The sequence below is a fragment of the Psychrobacter sp. H25 genome (genome assembly GCF_059076335.1).
This window is the reverse complement of record NZ_JCACRV010000001.1, coordinates 1,956,430-1,981,436: the sequence shown is the minus strand read 5'-3', so window position 1 is coordinate 1,981,436 and position 25,007 is coordinate 1,956,430. Positions and strand designations below refer to the sequence as shown.

Here is a 25,007-nt window from a genome sequence, read left to right as displayed (position 1 = left end):
GGGTCTTTTTTATGTCTAACTCAAAAAATTACTTATTAATGCATTTAGCGTAATACTATAGACGTTTGGGCTGAACGATATGTTCCATTCGTTTTGCTAAGCGAATATCCAAACTAGAAATACCACCTGTATCCTGATTGGTCAAACGTACTTCTACTATGTTGTATGTATTGCGCCATTCAGGGTGGTGTTCGAGTGCTTCAGCATGAAATGCTGCTTGATTCATAAAGCTCATAGCTTCGATGAAATCAGCAAAGTGGTAGGTCTTGACGATGCTATTACCATCACGCTGCCAACCAGCAAGGTCTTCTAGCTGTAGATTGATTTGTTTGTCAGATAAACTACTCATATTAATAACCTTTATTGTTGTATCGGATTGGTTGATTAACAGTTATGTGCGGGCAGGTCTCCTAAGGTATGTCCCTATTTTAAAAATGATGATAAAAATGAGATAAATCGCAGACAAATAAGGAAAGTCGCACAGATAATATCGAAATATTGACCAGCTATTTGCCGCCATTTGTCAAAGATTTAGCCATTTTTATTCTATTTAGTGATAAACGTTTGAATTAGGGACATGCCCTAAACTCTTATTATTGAAACCATAGTTTAACAAAAACTGTCGCGCTGATAGATAACACGCTAGATCAAATCTTGATACTCAGGATGTTTGCTAATGTACGAGGCTACAAATGAACACTGCGGTATGACTTTCTTATCTTGCGCACGTGCATAGTCCAACGCATGTACAACCAATGCAGACCCAACACCTTGGCCGCCTAGCTGCTGAGGGACAATGGTGTGATCGTAGACAAGTGTGTTATCACGCTCTTGATAACTGATATAGCCAGTTTGACCGTCAATAGTTGTCTCAAAACGTTTTGCTGCTTGATTATGTATAATATCTAATTCTGATTTAGAAACTTGGTTGCTCATTAATAAACTCCATTTATTATTATCGAATTTTTATTGTGAATTAAAGGTTTTTGAGTGTTAAGGCGCTAGCAGTAGGGACCTATCGAGTCCTATCTTGCTAATTGAGTATATAACTATGCAACATTGATACTAAATACTCTAGACGCTTACCGTAAGGGTCGATAGGGTGATTGTTAACATTATTAAGGTCTTGTCTCTGCTAGGCACTTTTCAATCACTTAAACACTCAGTTGTCTAAGCCATTAAAAATATAAGCGCGTGAGCATCTGGCATCGATTTATCAGAGCAACAATCTAAATATATTACCGTGCGTATGAGATGGCTTTACGAACCACAGGAGGCAAGAACCGACTGAGTCCACCTTCGTCCTCCATCTCTGGTTTAGCATCATTGGTGGTAGTATTGTCCGTACGTGATACCGACTGCTGGTACGCTTGCCACTCTTGTTCGCTAGGTTTGCTAAAGTGGTGAATGCGTCCTAAGACTTGTCGAAGCTGTGTGCTAAAGCGCCCAGTGTTGTATGCCAGATTATATTTGTGGCATATGGCCTGTACTTGCGGCGCAATTCTAGCGTAGTGGCGGGCTGGCATATCAGGAAAGATATGATGCTCAATCTGATGGGATAGATTGCCTGTCAAAATATGAAACCACTTGCTGCCCTTGATATTGCTAGAACCAAGGATCTGTCGCACGTACCAGTCGCCTTTGCTTTCATCAGAATCGAGGCGGGTGTAGATATGTGCTTGCTCAGTGAAGTGACCACAAAAAATCACCGCCCATGTCCATAGGTTACGGACAATATTAGCTGTGACATTACCACTCAATGTACTCACAGCGCTACGGCGTCCTAGTGTTATTGCTGCTATCGTTGGCAATACAACATAGTCCTTACCCATCTGTCGTCCGATTTTGGCAAATAGGGCACAAGATTTTTGCTGCATGATTTGGTGCAGCTCAGGAGAGTCCGCATACTCATCTGCGCTAATCTGAATATCATGGAAAGCAACCGCCCACTCAAACCCAAGTGCCAACCCTGCCGTACTGAGTAAATTATAACGGTCTTCTGGTACCCATGGCTGCTCATCAGTGACCCTGATCAGATGGTAACCGACATCATGATCACGACCAACAATATTGGTAAATGTGTGATGCAGGTAGTTGTGAGAGTGCTGCCATAATGGCGCAGGACAGACAATATCCCAGTCAAATTTTTGACTGTTGAGGTGCGGGTGCTGCATCCAGTCGTATTGCCCATGCATCACATTGTGCCCAAGCTCCATATTGTTTAATATCTTGCTAAAGCTCAGTAAGGATGTGCCCAGTAGCCAAGTCGCTACTTGTGAGCGCCGCGACGGCATACGTCCTACTGCGGCAAGAAGGCCACGTGCGGCAACCTCACTGTAGGCCACAGTGGCATATATTCGCTGAATGTAACGAGCATCATCACTGCCCAGTGAATCCATCACGTTCTTATAGATAGTATCTAGCTCTGCTCCTAAAGCCTCACTTTGTGTTTTCGTGAGTGGTGCACTACTCAGTGTTGGATAGCGAGCTGACTGTGATGGCAAGCTTGTCGGGTTATCACTGCCGGTTGTTTTATCGTCGTTATGAGCGTCAGATATCTCTGGGGCTAATGCTAGCTGCCCTTGAGCTGCACGTTGTGTATCGGATAGTGGCGTCAAAGTAGGTACGGCAGATTGTGCTGGAGTAATAGGTGGTAATAAGCGCATAAATAATCCTTAACCGAAACGGCACGAATAAGCAGCACTGGATCCGGTTTTATGAGTCGGCTGAGTTTTAGCATACAATATGAATTAACATCAGTCTATTTTTTAGTTTTGAGAGGTCGATAGTCAGGGGTTAGTGGTCGTATTTTTTATTTCAGCGTTACTATATATCTAATACCACGTCGGTCATGGCAATATTGATGCAGGTCTGGATAGATTCGTAGCCATCGTGGCTTAGCTTACCAGTTTGGATATTTTTGACCACGCCACTGACTTTATTGCAGCGGCACAGCTGGCAAATACCTTGCCGACAACCATAGGCTAGGCGTAGATCTGCGCTCTCAGCAGCCAGTAGTAAAGTCGTGTTACTGCTAAACTGTCGTTGACGTGCACGTAGATAAACGGTGTGCGCTTCTGTCTGTGGCTGTCGATCTATCTGGGCACTATCACCCTCAAAACCAGGTAACTCACTACCAAAGTTTTCTACAATAATATTGTCGCGTAGCTGGATACCCTCGAGTAAGCTGATCTCTGCTACCGCTTTGTACAGGCCAGCTAAGAGAGCTTGTGAGCCACATGCAAATATTATTGTGTCTGCTAGAGGCAGATCTAGTGCCGTCAGGCTATCTGCACTCAAGTAGCGCTCACCAGCCAAGTATGTCGCAGGAGTGTCAGTACGAATCAGATGATAGGTAAAGGTCGAGTGTACATCGCCTAGTTGTTGCCACTGGTGCTCAAGCTGTGACAGTTCAGAACGACTATAATGCAGCAGAGTCACTGGATGTCCGATCTCTAGCGCTTGGGTAATGAGCCCTAACATGGGCGTAATACCGCTGCCACCAGCGATAAACAACAAAGGGTTGAGTCTTTTATTATCTAAGTTTGTTTTTGCTAAAGTGAAACTACCCAGTGGCACACTCGTATCAACGACGCTAGCCATCGGCATTTGCTCAGCAAGGTAATTGGATATCAATCCTTGCGGTTTGATGGCGATAGTCACTGTATGGCGACGGCTTTTTGCTGCTTTGGTATTGGCATCATCTGACCACCATAATGGCTGGTTTGCCAATCCTACTATTGAATAGCTGCGCTGATGATAAACGCCATCGATGAGCACGCGTAAATCAAGATACTGACCGCCTTGCCAACTCTCTGTCTCTTTAAAAGATTGCTGTCTAAAGGCGCCATTGGTCTCAAATCTGAGTGCAATCAAATCATCGCTCAATGGATACCGCGCAACAAGTCTGAGCTTCGGCGTCGTCAGCGACCAAAATGGATGGAGGCGCGATCCGATAAAATCGACAAACGCACGTTGAATAACTTCAGGGCGATAGCCGGTGGCCATATTACCAGTACCTTTATGATTGTGATTGAAATGAATGTTGCACATTCGATGTCAGCTTGTCAGTCATGCGGTAGCTTACTAGTCATGTTGTAGACAATAACGCCAAACTATTTTTCCAACGCTATTAAGCTATCCTAACATGCTAACGACTATTGATTAAATTTGCGAAAGTTTTGATGCTACTTTTTGTGGTTTTTATAAAACACTAATGAATCAGAATGTTAGGTTTGCGTATTGAGTCAAACTTTTAAGCATCTCTTTTAGAAAACTTATATCACTAAAGTAGATGGCTTAATGTCAAAAGTAGCAAAACAAAGGGGAAAACAACCTGTTAGCTTGCAGGGTATGCGTCACAATGCGATAATAACCTATAATTTGTAACCCTGATTTTGAGGTACAGCACGCTTGGCATCATTGCTGAGTGGTATTTGCTGTTCTCTTCTATGCAGTCTATCGGAGTGTTAATGGCTCAATATATCTACACGATGAACAACGTGTCAAAACTTGTTCCCCCTAAGCGTGAAATTCTAAAGAACATCAACCTGTCGTTTTTCCCTGGTGCCAAAATTGGTGTCCTAGGTATCAATGGTTCAGGTAAATCAACGTTGCTACGTATCATGGCTGGTGTCGACACTGAATTTAGTGGTGAAGCGCGCGCGCAAGCAGGTACCAAAGTTGGCTATTTGCCACAGGAACCACAGCTTGATGACAGCAAAGATGTACGCGGCAATGTCGAAGACGGTATGCGCGAAGCACTAGACGCGCTCGCTCGTCTAGATGCCATTTATGCTGAATACGCTGAGCCTGATGCTGATTTTGACAAACTTGCTGAAGAGCAAGGCAAGATGGAAGATATCATCCAGTCTTGGGATGCGCACAACTTAAATAACCAGCTAGAAAAAGCCGCTGATGCACTACGTCTGCCACCATGGGATGCTGATGTGAGCAAACTGTCAGGTGGTGAAAAACGCCGTGTGGCACTATGCCGTCTGCTATTGTCACGCCCTGATATGCTATTACTTGACGAACCGACCAACCATTTGGATGCCGAGTCTGTCGCATGGCTAGAGCAGTTCTTGCAAAACTACAGCGGTACTATCGTTGCCATTACCCATGATCGCTATTTCTTGGATAATGTTGCTCAGTGGATCTTGGAGCTTGACCGTGGCCATGGTTATCCGTATGAAGGCAACTATACTGAGTGGCTAGAGCAAAAGAACACGCGTCTAGAGCAGCAGAATAAGCAAGAAGAATCATTTGCTAAAGCGCTGAAAAAAGAGCTTGAGTGGATTCGTAAAAACCAAAAAGGCCAACAAGCCAAATCTAAATCTCGTGTACAGCGTTTTGAAGAGTTGAACTCAACAGAGTTCCAGAAACGTAATGAGACTTCTGAGATTTATATTCCACCAGGCCCACGTTTAGGTAACAAGGTTATTGAGATCAATGACATCTCTAAATCATTCGGCGATCGTTTGCTGTATGAAAACCTAAGTTTTAACGTACCAGCGGGTGCGATCGTTGGTATCGTTGGTCCAAATGGTGCGGGTAAGACCACACTATTTAACATGATTACTGAGCGTGATACGCCAGATACTGGCTCGGTTGATTTGGGCGAAAGTGTCAAGGTTGCCTATGTCGGTCAGGTACGTGATCATTTAGATGACAACAAAACAGTTTGGGAAGAAGTGTCTGACGGTCTAGATATCATTACGGTTGGTGACTACACCACGCCAAGTCGTGCCTATATCGGTCGCTTTAACTTTAAAGGCTCAGACCAGCAAAAGCACGTCGGTCAATTATCAGGTGGTGAGCGTAACCGTCTGCAATTAGCGAAGACGCTAAAGCAGGGCGCCAACGTATTGCTACTCGATGAACCATCAAATGATTTGGATATCGAAACCTTACGTGCGCTGGAGGATGCGATTCAAGTATTCCCAGGTACTGTTATGGTGGTCTCGCATGATCGCTGGTTCCTTGATCGTATCGCGACTCACATCTTGGCATTCGAAGAAGAAGGTCCAGTGTGGTTCGATGGTAACTATACTGAGTTTGAAGCGTATCGCAAGAAAACAATGGGCGATGATGCGACTCCTAAACGTGCTAAATATAAGAAGATTACCAACTAATACGGCTGTTTAGTATAGTTAAGTTCAATAAAAAAAGACCGCTAATCATTAGCGGTCTTTTTTTTGTATAGCTATTTAGCCAGTGTAAGTTATTAAATTAATACTAACGTTTACGCCCGAATTTACGCTGCTTTTTATTACTAATCTCAGTAATCGCATGGGTAATCTCTTCTTCGTCTAGGCTCGCCACTTGCTGTAAGATTTGCATCATATCAGGTGTTAGAACGTACTTAGCGTGACTGGCGATGTCATTGATACGATGATCAAAGGTCAGTATGCCCGTCTCGTCATCTTTTTGTAGATAGTCTAAGCGAGTCAATGCACTGATAAAGCTGGTGAATAAGGCGCGATCAAAGAAGTCCGGAATATCATCGGCGTATAGTACAGATAGGCGCTGTCCAAGCAGATGACATAGGTCAACGACTTCATTCTCAGTCAAATTACCAGAACCCTGCTGAGCGAGTAGGGCAAGCGTCATAAAATAACGCTCAAGACTCTGTCCAACGGGTGTCGCCAGTACTTGCAGCTGCTGATAATGCTTGCTATTAGACTCAGGAACGCTAAGCGTGTCATCACCCAGCTCAACAATCAGCCCATGAGAGAGTAAGCTGTCGACTTTTTTGTTGAGGGTCTCAGCCAAGCCATGTGCGGGATAATATAAGAATAGCTCACCTTGCAAGAATGGGTATAGCTGCTCAGCGATACTATCTAGGCGACTGCGTTTGATACGGCCGTTGCGAGCGACTAGCGCGGACAAGAACGACAATAGAATAAACACATGCAAAATATTGTTGCGAAAGTAACTGAGCAGGGCAGCTTGCTTGCCTGCAACCTGAATAATATCACCTAAGATATGCGGCGTACGTTCGATCAATTTAAGCTTAATGCCATAATCGATGATTTGCTGCGGTGTCATATCGGTGATCACCGTATCCTCTGCGTAGACCAGTTGCTGAGCGAGGCCTTGATATAAAGCGATCTGCTCACGGCAGCTATTTTCATCCAATGCAGCTTTCGGTGCGGACAGCAAAACCAATGATAATAGCGAGACAGGCGTCACCACTGCTGCTTTATTGATATGCTGCATGACTTTGACACCGATGTTATCAACCATAGCGCTGGTTTTTTCATCGAGCGGTGAGTCAGTACGATCGGATGGCAGGCTGTCAGCAGGAACATCAAACTTGGTCATAAAGTCGCTAAGATGCAGTGGTGTACCAAAGCTTAAATGTACATTGCCAAAGATGCGCTCAATCTTACGACCAACTTTGAGTAATCCAATCAAAGACTCTGACTCTTTTGGTTTACCTTTTAGCTCACCAACATAAGTACCGCCTTCCATGATACGCTCGTAACCAATATAAGTTGGAATAAAGACTACAGGTTTATTGGTTTTGCGCAATTGGCTATGCACTGTCATCGCAAGCATACCCATCTTTGGAGGTAGTAGGCGACCTGAGCGTGAGCGACCACCTTCTATAAAGTACTCAATCGGGGTATTACGCGTAATGAGTGTGTGCATGTATTCACGTAGTACCGCAGTATACAGGGCGTTCCCGCGGAAACTACGACGAATATAAAAAGCGACGGCACCGCGTAATAATGGTCCCAATACAGGTACATCTAAGTTATCACCTGCCGCCACATACGGAATACTTAGACCGCGTTTGTAAATGACATAAGACAGCAATAGGTAATCGACATGGCTGCGATGGCAAGGCACATAAATCAGCTCATAATCGGTCGCTAGATCGCGCACTCGCTCGAAGTGATGAACTTCCACGCCGTCATACAACTGCGTCCATAGCCATGTCAAAAACTTATAGAATCCGCGGATAATAGAATGAGAGTAGTCATTGACCATCTCATTGGCATAGCCGCGGGCTTGGCTACGAGCGTCTCGAACGCTAGTGCCTGTCTCTGCTGCTTCCATCTCGATGGCATGTTTGATGGCAGGCGAGTACACCAGCTTGTCCACTAGGTTACGTTTGTCTGACAAGTCTGGTCCAAGCATGCTGGCGCGTTGCTTATCTAGATAGATCGTCAACTGCTGCTGCAGCATACGTACGAGCTCGCGATTGCCGTCCGCGGCTGCAACCAGAGTATAGCTGGGTGCTACCTCGGCATCAGTTTTTGCATCATTGTTTGTAGAGGTGTCTTCAGCACTTTTGTCGTTTGTTGGTGTTAGATCTGCCGTAGCCAAATCTGTAGAAACCGAGTCAAAAACAGCAGGTCCTTCTACATCACCTTTGAGGCTGTCGTTGATAATGGTGCGTAAGTCTTGCGGTGGATGAAACTGTACAAAGGTATCGCGGCCCATCACACCGATATTAAATAACTGCCTAGTGATACTAGGATCCTGCCAATTATCAGCAGTGAGCAGCTTAAACAGCGAGTCTTCTTTTTCAGGTGCGCGTCCCCATAAGATAGACACCGGCACTAGGCGGACCTTTAGTTCTGGATGTTGCAAGACCGCAGACACCAAGCGCGAAAGACGAGGGGATAAGGGATTATCTTTGGCATGTGGGTGGTTCAAAAATATGATAGCAGCGTTTTCTTTAATGCCGTGGGCCGTATCATTTACCCCAACCAATGCAGGCGGCAAGTTGTGCTCTTGTGTCTGCAAGTCAATTAAAATACTATTGGAGCGAGAATAGTCCTGTAGCACATAAAACCTGAGTATCTGATCGTCGTTATCAAACTCAGGCAATTCTCCAAGTAGCTTGGGTTTGACCGCGACATCGAGTAGCTGCCCCGATAGCTTGCGATACAACTGATTGATCGGTGCATTCGAGTATGGCTTAGTGGCGACTGGACCGGCGTCAGTTTCAGGAGTGTCAGTTTCAGATGTACGATCAGTCGCGACTGGCGCTTTAAAAATCCGTTTTTTTAGGAACTTCGGTATCATAATCAGTATCAAAAATAGTCAAATATGTTGCGCTTATGATGCCATAAAAGCCATCAAAGCGATATATCGTGTCTGCATATACTGCGAATATTAATACGGTCTGGTCACGCTATAGTAAGTGATAGATGATATAAAAAATCCAAATATTTGAAATATGACGGTGTTTGGCGTAATAATACAGTGGTGACAGATATGATAAACATATGTGTCTTCTACTTTTTAACTTCACTATACTAAGCCTAAATCCTATGACGCCAGCTATCGACCTTGCCAAAAAACGTGGTCTTGATTATCAAGTACACGAATATACTCACGACAGCCATGCCCCATCGTTTGGACTAGAAGCTGCAGAAAAGCTTGGCGTGGATGCGACACAAGTGTTTAAGACATTGGTTGTATCAACGGATAGCGATGTGCTTGCTGTCGCGATACTGCCAGTAGATAAAACGCTTAATTTTAAAAAAATGGCCAAGGCGTTATCTGCCAATAAATTGCTGTCCTGCAAAAAAGTACAGATGGCTGACCCAAAACAAGTCGAGCGCAGCACGGGCTATGTACTGGGCGGCGTCAGTCCTTTAGGACAAAAAAAGCGCCTGAAGACAGTGATAGATAACACGGCTCAAGATCAGTTAACCATCTATGTCAGCGGTGGTCGTCGCGGTTTAGAGATTGAGCTGCCACCCGTACAATTGGCTCAGACACTTGATGCCTGTTTTAGTGCGATTACTGATGAATAATATCAATAAATATTTTACGGTAGTCAGGCAGAACGCGTAAACTGATGAGCCAATTTATTTATTAATTTCTCTATATCTAAGGATGTACTCATGCCGCATTTAACCCTTCAAGTCACGCCAAACGTTCGTATCGCTCACGAAGAGTCATTGCTCAAGTCGCTAAACAAAGCGCTGTGGGACAGTGGACAGTTTAAGCAATCTACTGATATCAAGGCACGTATCATACCTATGGAGACATTTTTGGTAGGTGTTGAAGACGATGAGCAGACCAATGGGTTTGTCTATGCGCATCTAAAGCTAATGAGCGGCCGCGATATAGAGACTCGCAATCAACTGGCTGAGCTACTGGTTGCAGCCATCGAGGACAAGATAGGGCATGAGCAGTCGGGACGTGCAGCTTTGCAGATATGTGTGGAAGTTGAAGAGATTAGTGCGGTGTATCACAAGAAGATGCTAGGTAGCTAACAGCGGTTATACTTTCCAAATCTATTGTTTTCCAAGTCTATTGTATTGAATACGATGTACTAACGCATTTTTAATGAAGCACAAAAAAGCGCCTAAATGATAGGCGCTTTTTTATGGCTTATTCGTACAATCTTAGTCTAGGAACGAGAAGTGTTCGATATCCATTGCAGTCATGCTTTCGCTAGGTGCGACCATCGCTTCAGCATGGCCTGACGTACGAGGTAACAGCTTATCAAAGTAGAATTCAGCAGTTTGAATTTTAGCTTTGTAGAATTCTGGTGCTTCTGTACCACCATTTTCAAGTTTGTCATAAGCCACTGCTGCCATACGAGCCCAATGGTAACCCATCATCACGTAGCCTGAGTACATGAGGAAGTCTTCTGACGCTGCTGAGATGATTTCACGATCTTTACGTGCCATCAGCATCAAGCGTACCGTCAAGGTGTTCCACTCAGCACATAGTTTGGTCAGTGCCCAAACGAATTTACGCATTTCTTTATCAAGTGCGTACTCGCCACACCATTTCATGATGCTAGAGGTGTAATCACGGATAATCTTACCTTTAGACTGTAAGATAACCTTACGACCTAGTAGATCAAGTGCCTGTACGCCAGTAGTACCTTCGTACATCGTCGCAATACGAGCATCACGAGCGATCATCTCCATGCCCCATTCTTTGATATAGCCGTGACCACCATAGACTTGCTGACCATGCTTGGCAGCTTCGATACCCAGCTCAGTTAAGAAGCCTTTTAGGATTGGCGTGTAGAAGCCTAGCTTGTCATCCCATTTTTCGAATTCTTCATCATCGCCATTGACGATACCCTGTACCATTTTATCAGCGTAGCGTGCCGAATGATAAATCATTGAGCGGCCGCCTTCGGCAAAGGCTTTTTGTGTCAGTAGCATACGGCGTACATCAGCATGATGGATGATCGCATCAGCTACTTTTTCAGGGTCTTTAGTACCTGATAACGTACGCATTGAGCGGCGCTCTTTAGCATAAGGAAGCGCATTTTGGAAAGACAGCTCTGTATGCGCCAGACCTTGGATACCCGTACCGATACGAGCCGTGTTCATGAATGTGAACATGGCTTTTAGGCCTTTGTGCGGCTCGCCAATCAGATAGCCTGTTGCACCATCAAAGTTCAATACACACGTCGAAGATGCGCTGATGCCCATTTTGTGCTCAATTGAACCACAAACTACGGCATTGCGCTCGCCAGCTTCACCTTCAGCGTTCGGCATGAACTTAGGTACGATGAATAATGAGATACCGCGCGTGCCTTCTGGTGCATTTGGTAGACGTGCTAGAACGATATGGACGATGTTATCTGTTAAGTCATGCTCACCGCTTGAGATAAAGATTTTGGTGCCGCTGACTTTATATGTACCGTCTTCTTGCGGGATTGCTTTTGATTTTACCTGACCCAAATCGGTACCACACTGTGGCTCAGTCAAACACATGGTACCTGCCCATGAGCCTTCGACCAGTTTTGGCAAATAAAGCGCTTTTTGTTCATCTGTACCGTACTGTAGCAACGTGTTGATACAACCCGTTGATAGACCAGGGTACATCGACCACGACCAGTTAGCAGTACCTATCATCTCAGCTTTGATAAGGTTGATTGAGGTTGGCAAATTCATACCACCAAACTCTTCAGGGTATGAGATACCTTGCCAGCCACCTTCTACAAACTGGTCATAAGCTTCTTTGAAACCTTTTGGCGTAGTCACTACACCATCTTCGAAATGACAGCCTTCTTCACCACCTGATTGGTAGAGAGGCGCAATGACGTTTTCAGCAAAATCAGCCATGCCTTGTAGAATCATGTCTACAGTTTCAGGATCGGCATTTTCGCCGTTGTCCAAATCTTTATAGTGGGTTTGAAAATCAAATACATCATTAAACAAAAATTTGATATCACGTAAAGGTGCTTTGTAAGTTAACATAATCGCTCTCTTTGGTTGGTTCGCTATCATAGACTTATGGCGCAATATTTGAGTCAAAATGCATGTCAGCGATATTTGCTTATTTTAAGTGAGATAGACACTATAGGTCGTCATATGGACTGGTAATAAACAGCAAGTCCGTTGTGAGGGTAAGTAAGACGTCCTTGTTAAGCGTCAGCTGTTATGGCGTTGATATGATTATAAATCTTATAGGGCAACAAATATACAACTAATAACTATTATTCATGTTTTGATGTTTTATTAATTACATTTAGTTATTATATGTAAGCGATATAGGTCTCGAAACTGTCTGTAACCCACTATCTATAATGAGTAAAAACACGAAGAGAGTCGATTTGATAAACGAGGAAAGTCTTTTATGAGTGAGTTAAAACAGCAAAAACAAGGGTCAGGGTTGTCCGCGCTATTCACTCGCATAAAACTGCTTATTGATGGAGAGCTTGGACATCTACTCACCATCAATCGTAGCCAAAGACCGTGGCACATGCCTATTGTTATGGCGATTGCCATTAGCTTTCCGGTATTTGTGGGTGCTTATTTTGGTGACTTGTCCTCCGGTATTAAAGCGTCATTAGGGTCGATGATTATTCTGAACTTGCCATTGGCTGGTACATTACCTTATCGATTGGTGACGGTAATGGCTTGGGGGTTTGCCATGATACTTAGTTTTGCACTGGGACTCATGGCGCAGCAGCTGCCTGTGCTCAGGCTTCCTGTATTTATGTTCATTGCTCTTGGTGTTGTGATGCTAGGTCGCTATTATCGGCAGCCACCACCAGCAGGGTTGTTTGTATTGATGGCAGGTGCCATTGCGCTGTTTATTCCTGTGCCGATAGACCAAACCCTATCAGCCATAGGACTTGTACTGTTGGGCAGCGGGTCTTCGATGCTGTTAGCGCTGCTCTATACATTGTTTCTACTCGCCGCACGTCCTATCGCCCCTGCACCTAGCTATCAGTATGAGCCAGATACGATCAGTGACAGTCTCATTGTCGTAAGTTTTGTCAGTTTGGCATTGGTGATAGCGGTACTGTTAGATATGCCTTATCCATACTGGGCGGCGATGAGTTGTTTTATTATTATCCAAGGCATGCAACTACGGACCATGTGGATTAAGCAGTTGCATCGCTTGCTAGGCACGTTGGTTGGTATGGCGGTTGCAAACTGGATGCTGTCTTGGGGACTATCGATGTGGGGTGTTGCCGTAGCGATACTATCTATGATGTTTTTGATTGAGTCGTTTGTCGATCGGCATTACGGACTGGCGGTGATTTTTATCACACCGTTGACGATATTTATTGCAGAATATGGCAGTACGATGCTTGTGCCGCCAGTGGCGAGCGTGGTTATCAACGCACGTATGATTGATACAGCGCTCGGCTGTGCGATTGGATTGAGCGGCGGTTTGGCGATACATTCCGCGCGATTACGCGTACCACTACGGCGTTTTGAGAATTGGTTGCTGCTGCGTTTTGGTGCATAAAAAGCAGCAGTCTTTTTGATACCGCTCGTTTAGTCAGTAGTCATTAATCATGGGCGGTATTCATCATGATTTCTGGCTCAATGCTGCTGTGGCTTTGGCGACGTCGATAGTATGACCCGTCCAGCGCTCAAAACTCAGCGCCGCTTGTCCGATGAGCATGCCGTAGCCTTCTGATACTTGGGCATCTCGCGCCGCAAAATGCTGCAAAAACGGTAGCGCGCGCCCGTACATCATGTCATAAGCGTACTGGCAGTTTAGATTATCATCCAGAGGTAAGGTGTCACCTGACAAGCCAATAGAGGTGGCATTGATAATAATATCAAAGGCACCGCTTAACTCATTAGTAACACAGCTCTCAATTTGCTTTGCTGCAATGACGGGACTGGCGGCACTTAGCTCTTTTACTAAATCAGTTGCTTTACTCACGGTACGATTGGCAATAGTAAGGGTGCCAATACCTGCTTCAATCAGCGGCAATATGACACCGCGTGCAGCGCCGCCTGCCCCAATGAGCGCGACACGAGCATCAGTTAGTGGCCAGCCCAAGCTTACGATGTGATTGACGAGTCCTTGCCCATCTGTATTATCGCCATATATAGCCTCTGTTATCGAGGCGCCTTTTGCGACTAATGCTTTGTTTATCAGTAGGGTGTTGACTGCGCCTGCCGTTTTGGCGTGATCCGATAGACCACCGCGCGCTGTGCAAAGATCATAAGCCGTTTGTTTAAAAGGAACAGTCACATTGGCACCCACGCCACCACCACAAAAAAACGCCTCAACGACAGCGATAAAACTGGCATCGTCAGCAGGGCAATACTGACGTTGGTAGCTGATATCTGCCCCTACTTGTCGCGCAAACTGCTCATGAATTGCTGGAGATTTACTATGGGCAATCGGATTGCCAATGACGATAAAGTGTTGAGTCATAAATAGTCCGTTAGCTAAAAGGGGCGAGGCATTATCAAAGAAGCCGTCAGTCATGACCAACCATCATAAGCGATAAAACGATGACTGACAAACCGAAGGGTCAACCAAAAATAAGTCATTAGCCAGTAATATTAAAGGATTAATGCTTTAACAAATATGTACTCTCCAAGACTACTATGCGTAACGTAAAAGGTAGTCAAGCAATGAGCAGTTGGGTAAACTATGGATTATATGTTAATTAATATGCTCTAATGATTGTAAGGTTATAACTTTTATTAAATACATTATTTATTAAAAATTCTTCGTTATCGGCGGCATCTGTGTCAGCTCGGTAATGTCATTTTGAGACTAATTTAAAAGTGTGAGTAAACAACCCATGTGGAATCATAACCTTCAGACCCTGCTAGTTGGTACGATAATGGCGGTTAGTGTGTCATTAAGTGGCTGTGATAGCACCAAAGACGATACTCAAAATCCAGAAGCAAATGCTGAGAGTAGCGAGCAGACAGTCACTGACGCACCAGTCAATACGACTGATAATTCTGATACGGATACGCAAGCTGCCCAGCAAGGCACACCAGTGAAATATGACATCTCGGCATGGGGCGCTGATACGGTAGAGCCGATCAGTGTCAATGAGCTCAATGGTATCCAGTCGGCGTTCGGTGAGGTGATGAGCACGGATGAAAATAGCCTAGACTATGCCAGTAACCCTGCGACCAAATACCGCTTTATGAAAACAGATGCGCCTTATCTGGATATTATCGATTCTGAAAAGTATCTAGAGCTTGGCTGGTATTATGCCAACCCTACCGACTCTGACAACGAAAAAGAGCTGAGTCAAAACCATGCCAAAAAAGCCTACCAGCTATCGCGACAACTGATGAGTGATGAAGGCGGCAAACTGGTCGGTGAAATGCTCAATGGTCAAATCGTCAAAAACAGAGTCGTTGGCGGACAAAAAGTAGAACTGGCGAAATGCGAGTTTTATAGCTGTATGCTGGTCATCAATAAATCTGATGCCCAAACAGACGATAGCTAAACTATGATAGACAAGACGTCAGTACCGAATGGCTGGGTATGTCTGTATCCACAAGACAGCAGTTTGACCAAAGACAATAGTGTGACCGAAGATAATCGGTCGACTAGCCAAACGGTGACGGTGTCTCTAGATAATCGCGGACTAGCATATGGCGATGGATTTTTTACTACCATGGGCGTCATCGATGGGTTGATACTGTGGTCAGACTATCATTATCAGCGGCTCGTCTCTCATGCTGACGCCTTGCAGTTAAATATAAACAGCGAAGCGTTATTAGCAGTGCTGCAACTGTATGCCCAGCAATTAGAGCAGGGTATGCTAAAACTCGTAGTCACTCGTGCTACGCAGGATGTACGCGGTTATGGTTATACACCTAGTGCAAATGGAAGCGACTGTGAGATATGGCTAAAGGCTACGGTCATGAGAGTATCTACGGCGCTGCAACTGCCTTTGCCCGATGGGAGTTTGGTACCCATCCAACCTCATGCCTCGGCAATATGTTTGTCTTCGCAGATTGCTTGCTTACCGCCACCGCTGGCAGGTCTCAAGAGTCTTAATCGTTTAGACAATGTCCTCGCTAGTGGTGAGCTACAGCAGATAAAATCTGAGCCATTGGCCTCTAAACTTGCGGTAATGCTTGGTGAAGGACTGCTGCGCGATATGAGCGGGCAGTGGGTTGAGGGTACAATGAGTAATGTATTTTATCAATTGGCAGATAAGCCAATATCAGAGTCTAAAAAATCCTCCAACAGTCACAAGGGTGATGACAGATCTCTAGCCCAAGGTGATTATTTAACCAGCGGTCAATGGTACACGCCTTCTATGACTCAATCGGGCGTTGCTGGTGTTATGCGTCAGGTAATTATCGATGCTCTATCCACGACGCAATATCCAGTGGTGATACGGTCGTTATCAGATGAAGATTTGCCTAGAGTCACGCAGTTATTCTTTTGCAATGCACTGCGCGGTATCATGCCAATGACTAGCCTGACGTTACTGTCAGGGGATTTTGTAGATTTTGAATCCGTTTAGTTGTTATTGGAAAATATTGAATTTAGTATCAACGAAGTCATCAGGATATAAAACCACTTGCTCACTGCTATACATCTCTTGCGCTTTTAAAAGCGCACTTTGTTTGTCTTCTGCGACGACTTCCACAATATTGCTTAGTGTTTCGACAATCTCTATTTGAAATTTTTGCATCGTTTTCTCATCTTTTCTTGTCGTATTCACTTCCATTTTTCACAAATAACTTTAGTCATCAATGCTAAGTAGATTAGCAAAAGCCCTCAAAAGAAGTGATCGTCTTTTGTTACGTGGTCTTGTGTCTTAAAGGAAGTTATTCAGTGATTTTTTATATCATGCAGGTCAAAAAAAGAAGCGATTAGTATAACTTTCGATACTGACCACGGCTTACAAATTCAATAATACCTTTGTCTCGTAATATTTGTAACTGTTGGCGGATTTTATCTTTTACATGACTGTTTTCAGGGTGTTTAAGCTGCAACTCATGAGTGAAAGCATAAACCTGATTAAGAGAAAAACTGACATCGAGACGGTCAATACATTGCCAGACATCGAGTGTCCAACCGCGTGAGGCCATAGATTGCTTGCGTAAAAACAAAGACTTTTGGAACTGTTGGGTGACATTTTCACGCGGTATAACTTGCTGGTTTTTGACCAAAAACACTTTGCCTGATTCGGGTACTTGGCGTAAGTCGATATTACAACCAACCCAACCTGCTCGTTTTGCCGTCACTGATAAGGGTTTACGCTTAACAATAATATTGGGCGTAAAGAAATGCTTGGGAATAATCAGAAAATTATTGACGCTGTATTCCTTTGAGTAGGTCAAAAAGAAGAAGCTGGGGTTGTCCTTACTCTTGATACGCTCAATCATCGTCTTATAAGCGCCATCATTGACAACATTGCTTAACTTGGCTTTTTTACTTTTTAGCTCATATTGCTCATTACAATTTTCGCAATAAAAATCAGCAACTGGCCTGTTGTTCGTAAATTCATTCAAAGGCTGCTCGTTACAGCTGGGACAGTACCCATTTTCTTTTACCCATCCCTCACTAAGTACGCGAATAATTTGCGCTTTAGACGTATAGTTTTTAGCAAGACTTTGGTTAAAATGTAGGTTCATAAAATATTTTCATTATTAATAGATAAGCGCAAAATACTGAAAAAAGTATCTGAGTATTCAGCCCTATAAATTGCTATCAATAGCAAGATAATCGATAAGCTAAGCAAATACCATTGAAAATCACACGGTTCAGTGCTAAATTCTAGCAAACATCTGCCTCGCGAGTTGCCATGAGCAAGCCTACATCCAGCACACCACCTGAACGTCCCAATGAGACGCCATCAAATAAACAAGATGGCACAGTCGAGGAGCGTGTCGATACCACGCTACCGGACGATCAAACCGTGGTAGATGGGGTGAAGGACACATCTGTAACGCAACCAACCAACGTCTCGCTTATCAGCGGTAACAGTAAACCGCGCCAATACAAAGTCAATAACCCCTCATTTTTTATGCAGCGTGGTTATCAAGTACTGCTGGTGTTGGGACTTATTGCTGCGTTTTTCTTAGTCATGGTCTATCAGACACTGTTCGGTCGTATTGAGCAGCCACAGCAAATGGTCACTATTGACCAAGGTCAGACCTACTATGGTTTGTTGCCACAGTGGCAAAACCAGATTCCGCTATTTTCGGCCAGTGTCGCCAAGCTGTATATTAAGTCACAAGTTGACGCTCCATTGCACGCCGGTATTTATCAGCTGCCTGAAAACCCAACCATCGCGGAGGCACTGCAAATATTAGAGCAGGGTGCAAAAGCAGCTATGGTAAAGGTACAAATTATCGAAGGCAAAACATCAAAAGATTTGTATCAAACGCTACGTGATAATGACAATATCAAAAAAGAAGTACTGACCGCAGACAGTGACAATGCCAGTATTGCACAAGCACTGGACTTGGCAAGCATACTGCCAGATGCTGTGACGAGTAGCAGCGACCCAATTGTTAATTACAATCTTGAAGGTTGGTTTGCTCCTGATACGTATTACTATGGTAAAGGTACCAGCGACAAAAAAGTCCTTACTGACCTATACAAACGCCAGCAGCAAGCCCTTACTGAGGCGTGGGAAAACCGCGCACCGGATCTACCTTATAAGAGTCCTTATGAGGCGCTAGTGATGGCCTCTATCATCGAAAAAGAAACCAGCGTACCTGAAGAACGCGAGCTGGTCTCTGCGGTGTTCAGAAACCGTCTAAACAAAAACATGCGTATGCAAACGGATCCGACCATTATCTACGGGATGGGCAGTCGCTATGATGGTAATATTCGCCGCCGCGACATCGATGAAAAAACCTCTTATAATACCTATCAGATTGACGGCTTACCACCAACCCCTATTGCGCTGCCTTCTGCTGCCTCTATCGAAGCAACACTGCATCCTGCCGACAGTGAGGCGCTCTACTTTGTGGCGACAGGCAATGGCGGACACAAATTTACCAACAGTCTGGCTGAGCACAACCAAGCGGTCAAAGACTATCTAAGCGTCATGCGTGAGAAAAAATCTCAAACACCGCCGCAGTAAATGCCCTCTAATTTATAAAACTTATCGTTTATTGAGCGCTATAATCTAACTATAGCGCTCATCAATGACATAAGGTCATATCATGTCAGTATCTATGAATATCAGCGCACCATCACATACCAGCACGGCATCATCGAACCTCATCAGCTCCGATGATGTACAGACTACCAGCACACCTAATATAGGACGATTCATTAGTTTTGAGGGGACTGAAGGTGTAGGTAAGACCACGGCAATTGAGCAACTGTGCTTGCGACTAGAAGAAAGCGGCGTTAAATATCTACGTACGCGCGAGCCAGGTGGTAGTCCGTTCGCTGAGCGACTGCGTGATATGTTGCTAGACCCTGCCACTAAGATTGAGGATGATACAGAGCTGCTGCTGCTGTTCGCGGCGCGCTGTGATCATATTCAGCGAGTCATCATGCCTGCACTACAACAGGGCATATGGGTCATCTGTGATAGATTTACGGACTCTACTATTGCCTATCAAGGGTTCGGACGGGCGCATGGTGACAAGGTAATGCTAACCAAGATTGAGACGCTAATCGCTCAGTTCGTAACGCAATTGCCTGAGCTAACGTTGTGGCTTGATTTGCCAGTAGCAGAAGGCATGGCGCGCGCCAATAAGCGCAGCACAGCCGATCGCTTTGAGCAGCAGGCAATGACGTTTTTTATGTGGGTGCATAATGGCTTTAGCCGGCTTGCAAGCTCGCATCCTGAGCGTATACAACGTATCGATGCATCAGGCAGCACAGATGAGGTGAGTGCTCGCATATGGCAAACCGTCACAGAAAGGTTCGCTATAGAATAATCAGGTCTGATTGATCGGTTCTATCTTGTTAGTAGCGCTGATGCTCCATCAGATGTGATAAAAACAAAAAGCCCCAGCACATAGCTGGGGCTTTTTGTTCATCAACGTTTATTATTTAACGAACTATGACATTAGCGGTTAAACAGCTACAGATGTCATTTATCACTATTTTTATCACGTGGTTCACTTTGATCGGCTGGTTTTTCAACAGTGACAGAAGTATCGGTGCCAGTACTAGTATCAGCTTTGGCATTCGTATTAGTCGCATTGTCTTGACCAGAATCAGGAAGACGATTGGGATCAAGCGCGCCTTTCTTGTTTTTTGGCGCGTTGCCGTTACCATTACTGTGAGTAGAGGTTTTCGTCTTTGAGGTCGCTGTTGAGTTTGCGGACATTACACCTGTATGAGCATTACTAGTAGAGTTGGTAGAAGCTGTTTTTTGCTCTATATCTGTATCCTCAGCCGCTACTGGTGTAATAGTAAATGACTTGTCCACGTTACTATCCTGAACCGTTGATGACTGAGTAACCGTATTCTGCTCAGTGCTTTTGGTAGTATCCGTCGGAGTCTCTGGCTCAACTTTTGGGCTACTATCACCGCTTAGTTCTTTCTCTTTGCGCTTTTCAGGCGCTTTTGAACTCGATTCAAAGTTAGCGTCAGCTGCCATACGTGCTTGCTCTTGCTTAGCGGTCACGTCGACAGGTTTTGGCTGTACTTCGTCATCCACGACCAGTGAGATAAGCTTACGATCACGAGGTACTGTACCGTCGAATTTATCAGTGATGACATGCAGCTTGCCTTCTTTGTCTATCGTATACAGCGGTACGAACTGTTTGTTATCCGCTTTATACTGCTCAAAGCTATAGCTGTCAGTGATGTTAGTGATTTTGATACGGGCTTTTTTGGACAGCATACTAGCAAGTTTGGTATACGTCACATCTTTGCCAAATAGCCACTGCGAGTGGAAGTTTGATTGCTTGTCGTCACGCTCACTTCTGACTTTTTCATCACTGAATTTGAGACGGTATAGCTTACGCTCTCCGAATTCATGACGATAATGAATCTCAGACAGGGTGTTCATCTCTTTATCCATACTCATGGCAAACAAACGACCAATACCGATAAGATCGAGATGATGATCGGCATGATCGGAGATAGGGTTACCAAAGTACGTACGCAGTCCACTCATACGGGCGCGTGCAATATTGGTATAGTTGTTATGCGCGACGATGACGTCAAACCCTTGGTCTTTGAGCGATGTTGCAATCAATAGGGCGATGGGGTTTGAGCCGACAATCAGAATACCGTTGGTTTCAGGCTCGCGTACGCCGAGCAAGTTACCGACTACTTTTGCACCCAGTCCTTGAATCATGACCGTACCGATGATGACCATAAACACCAGTGGTACGAGCAGCTCGACACCCTGAATATCATACTCTTGCAAACGAATCGCAAACAGTGATGAGATAGCAGCAGCAACGATACCACGTGGTCCAATCCAGCTAATCATCAGCTTTTCATTGGTCTTGAGGTTTGAGCCAATAGCCGATGCCCAGACCGATAGAGGACGTGCCACAAACATGACGATAGCAAGTAGTACTAGCCCCGCAAAACCCACGCTCAATAAGCTTGCCAACTCGACACGAGCCGCCAGAATAATGAACAGGACAGAGATAAGCAGAACGGTCAACGACTCGTTGAACTCCAAAATCGTTTCGCGAGGGAACTTTGGCCAGTTTGCCAATGCCACACCCAGTACAGTGACCGTCAAGAGACCGGACTCATGCTCTAAGTGGTTAGAAATCGAAAACAATACCAGCACAAACGCGAGGGTAAACACATTGCGTAGAAACTCAGGAACCATATGTCGACGCATGAGGAACGCTAGTAACCAAGCACCTGCCATGCCAAGTGCTGTAGCCAATACAACGATTTTGGCAAATAGCAAAATACTACTGGCTTCGCCGCCTGAGATAATATATTCATAGACCAATACAACGGCAATCGCGCCGATTGGGTCAATGATGATACCTTCCCATTTGAGGATATTAGATATCGTCTTGTTGGGACGTACACTACGCAGGAGTGGCATAATGACCGTCGGACCAGTCACACAGACTAGCGCCCCGAACAGCAGAGCTATCAATGGGTCGACATCGAATAGTAAGTAAGTCGATAGCGCTACGATGGCGATGGTGATAAGCACACCCACCGAGACTAGCATTTGTACGACAGTACCGTGCTGCTTGATCTCATCGAACTCTAGGGTCAGCGAACCTTCAAATAAGATAATCGCGACGCCCAGAGAGATAAAGGGGAACATCAGCTCACCCAATACCAAATCGGGGTCAAATATCCCTAATACGGGACCGACGATAATACCAATCAATAATAAAAATAAAATGGACGGTTGCTTTAAATACCAAGCCAACCATTGGGCGGCGATGCCGATCCCAACCACGCCGGATAGCAATAGGGCGGTATCCATAAATTAATCCTTTTATAATCTTGTCATATTTTATATCTATCCATAGCTACTATAAAATAGTGCCATCGTTCATTCTAATAATCGGTTGTCACCAGTACTTACCGTGTCTGGGTCACAACATTGACAGCCATCATGAATCACAACATGAGCCAGATATGATATATATACTATAAAGTAGTAAAGACAAAAGCATCTGTAGACAAATAATATTGTCCTAAAAATGCAAAAGATGGAAAACAAGGGTGATGATGGTCAGCCTGATAAAACTGCTCATCGATAATATTTTTCAAAGTAACTTTTGTTTATTAAGTAATATGTTTTGCTTGCTATCATAGCATGGTTTTATTTCATGCCCATGTAGATAGCGCCGGTCACAATATCATCATAGCGCCATAAAATTGTACAAAGTAAGTATGAAATAGCGATACCTTGGGTTATTCTGCACTATAGAGGCGATGACAACACAGCGTTTTACTCATCATACAGTAGCGACGGTGGTCTTGCACGCTGCGAATACGACAATAATATGAGGTCAACTAGGCACTATATAAGGGTGACGATCGGACGTATTTGCCACGTTCTGTAGTCCTATAATGTATAGAGCAGTAATGAGAGAGTAAGCAGATATAATGATGGATATAGTAGCTTGGTTGTAAGATAGTTATAAGCAACATGGATAAGATACTATTGAAAACAACCATCAACAGTAATCATCAAAAATAACCGTCGTACAATGATCAATGATAACGATCGATAACAATAATAATGACCACTCATATGGAGGACAATATGCCTATCAATATGTTTAGAGCACGAACCACTGTCGATATGCGACTTTGGTTACAGCGTAGCGCACTAGCATTTGCTGTGAGTACCGCTATGGTGGCTGGTATCAGCGTCACAACCATGAATAATGCCCAGGCTGCCGTGACGACGGCTGATTTTTCTGATCTGGTTCAACAAGTCACACCAGCGGTAGCACGTGTCAACGTCACCAAAACCATCAGTGAAGCTGAGCTTGCTAAAGCCCAAACGGCTGAAGTGTTAAGACAGTTCTTTGGTGACCGTGTGCGTATCCCTGATCGTGCAGCCACGCCAGCGATTGAGAATGCTTATGGTACGGGCTTTTTTATCTCGTCTAACGGCTATATGCTGACCAACCATCATGTCATCGAAGGCGCTGACAAGATTACTGTCACACTGAATGATAGAACAGAGCTGGATGCGACCTTAGTCGGTAGTGACGAGCGCTCAGATGTGGCTGTGTTAAAAGTAGAAGGCAGTCAGTTTCCTGCGCTGCCGATTGGCGATTCAAACAGCCTAAAAGTAGGGGAGCCGGTACTGGCCATTGGTTCACCATTTGGCTTTGATTATTCTGCTTCTGCTGGTATCGTCAGTGCAAAATCACGCAGCTTCTCACGTGAGACCAGTGTGCCATTTATCCAGACAGACGTAGCGTTGAACCCGGGTAACTCGGGTGGGCCGCTGTTCAATCAGCGCGGCGAAGTCATCGGTATTAACTCGCGTATTTTCAGTGGTACTGGTGGCTATATGGGACTGTCGTTCTCTATCCCAATTGATGCTGCGATGGATATCTATGAGCAATTAAAAACCAATGGTGAAGTAGCCCGTGCATATTTGGGTATCTATCCGCAAGATATCGACCGTAATCTAGCCGAAGCGTACAAACTGGATCGACCTCAAGGTGCCCTGCTAACTCGTGTGTCTCCAGATTCACCAGCACAAAAATCAGGTCTAAAACCTGGTGACATCATCTTGCAATATAACAATGTACAAATCATGCGCGCCTCTGACTTGTTAAATTTACTCAATCGAGCAAAGCCAAGCGATCCATTCCGCGCACAGATTCAGCGTAATGGTAAGCAAATGATTGTGAGCGGTAAGCTTGCCTATGCACCCGATGATGTGAGAGCTCAGGGCGGCGATCAGCAGAGTGATGATATACAGCTGGGCTTGCGCTTGCGTGATTTGACTGAGGATGAGCAAGCAGAAATCGCTAAGGATAGAAAAACGGGTATCTTAGTGACGACTGTTGACCCTACTGGGCTTGCGGCACGTTCGGGGATTTTGGCCGGTGATGTCATCACCAATTTCCACCAAAAGCCGATCAAAAAGGTAACGGATTTCTCTAATGCTATCTCATCCCTTCCTAAAAAAGGCGTGGTAACGATAGAAGTCATCCGCCAAGGCATTCCTGCTATTATTGGCTTGCGTATTGAGTAGATACTACTGAAGGTGAGTTTTCGGGAAATCAAGATAAGAGGTGTGGCTATATCGCCCGACTATTGACGTGTTGACGATTCGTTAAGATTATCTCAGTGGGTAATCATTACGCTAAACTGACTATTAAGTGATAGTCTTATCTATTGATGCGCTTTTGCGCTGATAGTTACGGTTTTTAGTAATA

General features: G+C 44.7%; 19 protein-coding genes. 9 read left to right on the top strand and 10 right to left on the bottom strand.

What is annotated here, in order from left to right; translation table 11 throughout:
* Positions 1–55: 55 nt before the first annotated feature.
* The 4 genes from AC5JPO_RS08000 to AC5JPO_RS07985 form a co-directional block, all read right to left on the bottom strand.
* Positions 56–349, bottom strand: a complete 294-nt coding sequence (locus AC5JPO_RS08000) for a 4a-hydroxytetrahydrobiopterin dehydratase (RefSeq protein WP_319052233.1) — start codon at positions 347–349, stop codon at positions 56–58.
* A 293-nt stretch (positions 350–642) separates the two neighbouring features.
* On the bottom strand, positions 643–936 hold the full coding sequence (locus tag AC5JPO_RS07995) for a GNAT family N-acetyltransferase (protein ID WP_493853777.1): 294 nt from the start codon (positions 934–936) through the stop codon (positions 643–645).
* 302 nt (positions 937–1,238) lie between these two features.
* Positions 1,239–2,666: a fatty acid desaturase family protein gene (locus AC5JPO_RS07990; protein ID WP_493853776.1), complete on the bottom strand. Its 1,428-nt coding sequence runs from the start codon at positions 2,664–2,666 to the stop codon at positions 1,239–1,241.
* Positions 2,667–2,826: 160 nt separating this feature from the next.
* Positions 2,827–4,008 carry a flavin reductase family protein gene (locus AC5JPO_RS07985; RefSeq protein ID WP_493853775.1) on the bottom strand — a complete coding sequence of 394 codons (1,182 nt, stop codon included), beginning with the start codon at positions 4,006–4,008 and terminating at the stop codon, positions 2,827–2,829.
* A gap of 464 nt (positions 4,009–4,472) precedes the next feature.
* Here AC5JPO_RS07985 and ettA point away from each other — a divergent pair, with 464 nt between their 5' ends.
* Entirely contained in the window at positions 4,473–6,134 is a 1,662-nt protein-coding gene (gene ettA, locus AC5JPO_RS07980; protein WP_102090906.1) for an energy-dependent translational throttle protein EttA, read from the top strand.
* A 103-nt stretch (positions 6,135–6,237) separates the two neighbouring features.
* On the opposite strand, the gene plsB is transcribed toward ettA, so the two are convergent.
* Positions 6,238–9,042, bottom strand: a complete 2,805-nt coding sequence (gene plsB / locus AC5JPO_RS07975) for a glycerol-3-phosphate 1-O-acyltransferase PlsB (protein WP_493853774.1) — start codon at positions 9,040–9,042, stop codon at positions 6,238–6,240.
* Positions 9,043–9,290: 248 nt separating this feature from the next.
* Here plsB and ybaK point away from each other — a divergent pair, with 248 nt between their 5' ends.
* Both ybaK and AC5JPO_RS07965 read left to right on the top strand, forming a co-directional pair.
* Positions 9,291–9,779: a Cys-tRNA(Pro) deacylase gene (gene ybaK / locus AC5JPO_RS07970; RefSeq protein ID WP_493853773.1), complete on the top strand. Its 489-nt coding sequence runs from the start codon at positions 9,291–9,293 to the stop codon at positions 9,777–9,779.
* Between the two features lie 90 nt (positions 9,780–9,869).
* A complete protein-coding gene (locus tag AC5JPO_RS07965; protein ID WP_493853772.1) occupies positions 9,870–10,244 on the top strand; it encodes a 5-carboxymethyl-2-hydroxymuconate Delta-isomerase in 375 nt (124 codons plus the stop codon).
* A 132-nt stretch (positions 10,245–10,376) separates the two neighbouring features.
* On the opposite strand, the gene AC5JPO_RS07960 is transcribed toward AC5JPO_RS07965, so the two are convergent.
* Complete coding sequence (locus tag AC5JPO_RS07960) at positions 10,377–12,197, bottom strand: acyl-CoA dehydrogenase C-terminal domain-containing protein (RefSeq protein ID WP_493853771.1); 1,821 nt, start codon at positions 12,195–12,197, stop codon at positions 10,377–10,379.
* A gap of 379 nt (positions 12,198–12,576) precedes the next feature.
* On the opposite strand from AC5JPO_RS07960, the gene AC5JPO_RS07955 reads away from it, so the two are divergent.
* Entirely contained in the window at positions 12,577–13,701 is a 1,125-nt protein-coding gene (locus tag AC5JPO_RS07955) for an FUSC family protein (protein ID WP_493853770.1), read from the top strand.
* Between the two features lie 63 nt (positions 13,702–13,764).
* Here AC5JPO_RS07955 and aroE read toward each other — a convergent pair whose 3' ends face one another.
* Entirely contained in the window at positions 13,765–14,628 is an 864-nt protein-coding gene (aroE, locus tag AC5JPO_RS07950) for a shikimate dehydrogenase (protein WP_493853769.1), read from the bottom strand.
* 376 nt (positions 14,629–15,004) lie between these two features.
* Here aroE and AC5JPO_RS07945 point away from each other — a divergent pair, with 376 nt between their 5' ends.
* A complete protein-coding gene (locus AC5JPO_RS07945) occupies positions 15,005–15,670 on the top strand; it encodes a hypothetical protein (RefSeq protein ID WP_493853768.1) in 666 nt (221 codons plus the stop codon).
* 3 nt (positions 15,671–15,673) lie between these two features.
* Positions 15,674–16,702 (top strand): aminotransferase class IV, encoded by a 1,029-nt coding sequence (locus AC5JPO_RS07940; protein WP_493853767.1) that lies wholly within the window; start codon positions 15,674–15,676, stop codon positions 16,700–16,702.
* 3 nt (positions 16,703–16,705) lie between these two features.
* Here AC5JPO_RS07940 and AC5JPO_RS07935 read toward each other — a convergent pair whose 3' ends face one another.
* Both AC5JPO_RS07935 and AC5JPO_RS07930 read right to left on the bottom strand, forming a co-directional pair.
* The gene (locus AC5JPO_RS07935; protein ID WP_493853766.1) at positions 16,706–16,873 is read right to left on the bottom strand and encodes a DpnD/PcfM family protein; all 168 of its coding nucleotides are present in this window, start codon (positions 16,871–16,873) and stop codon (positions 16,706–16,708) included.
* 181 nt (positions 16,874–17,054) lie between these two features.
* On the bottom strand, positions 17,055–17,819 hold the full coding sequence (locus AC5JPO_RS07930) for a DpnI domain-containing protein (protein WP_493853765.1): 765 nt from the start codon (positions 17,817–17,819) through the stop codon (positions 17,055–17,057).
* Positions 17,820–17,989: 170 nt separating this feature from the next.
* Here AC5JPO_RS07930 and mltG point away from each other — a divergent pair, with 170 nt between their 5' ends.
* Positions 17,990–19,279: an endolytic transglycosylase MltG gene (mltG, locus tag AC5JPO_RS07925; RefSeq protein WP_493853764.1), complete on the top strand. Its 1,290-nt coding sequence runs from the start codon at positions 17,990–17,992 to the stop codon at positions 19,277–19,279.
* A gap of 82 nt (positions 19,280–19,361) precedes the next feature.
* Complete coding sequence (tmk, locus tag AC5JPO_RS07920; protein WP_493853763.1) at positions 19,362–20,090, top strand: dTMP kinase; 729 nt, start codon at positions 19,362–19,364, stop codon at positions 20,088–20,090.
* Positions 20,091–20,245: 155 nt separating this feature from the next.
* On the opposite strand, the gene AC5JPO_RS07915 is transcribed toward tmk, so the two are convergent.
* Positions 20,246–22,579, bottom strand: a complete 2,334-nt coding sequence (locus AC5JPO_RS07915; RefSeq protein WP_493853762.1) for a cation:proton antiporter — start codon at positions 22,577–22,579, stop codon at positions 20,246–20,248.
* An 879-nt stretch (positions 22,580–23,458) separates the two neighbouring features.
* Between AC5JPO_RS07915 and AC5JPO_RS07910 the strand changes: the two genes are divergently transcribed.
* Positions 23,459–24,823, top strand: a complete 1,365-nt coding sequence (locus AC5JPO_RS07910) for a Do family serine endopeptidase (protein WP_443525541.1) — start codon at positions 23,459–23,461, stop codon at positions 24,821–24,823.
* Positions 24,824–25,007 lie beyond the last annotated feature (184 nt).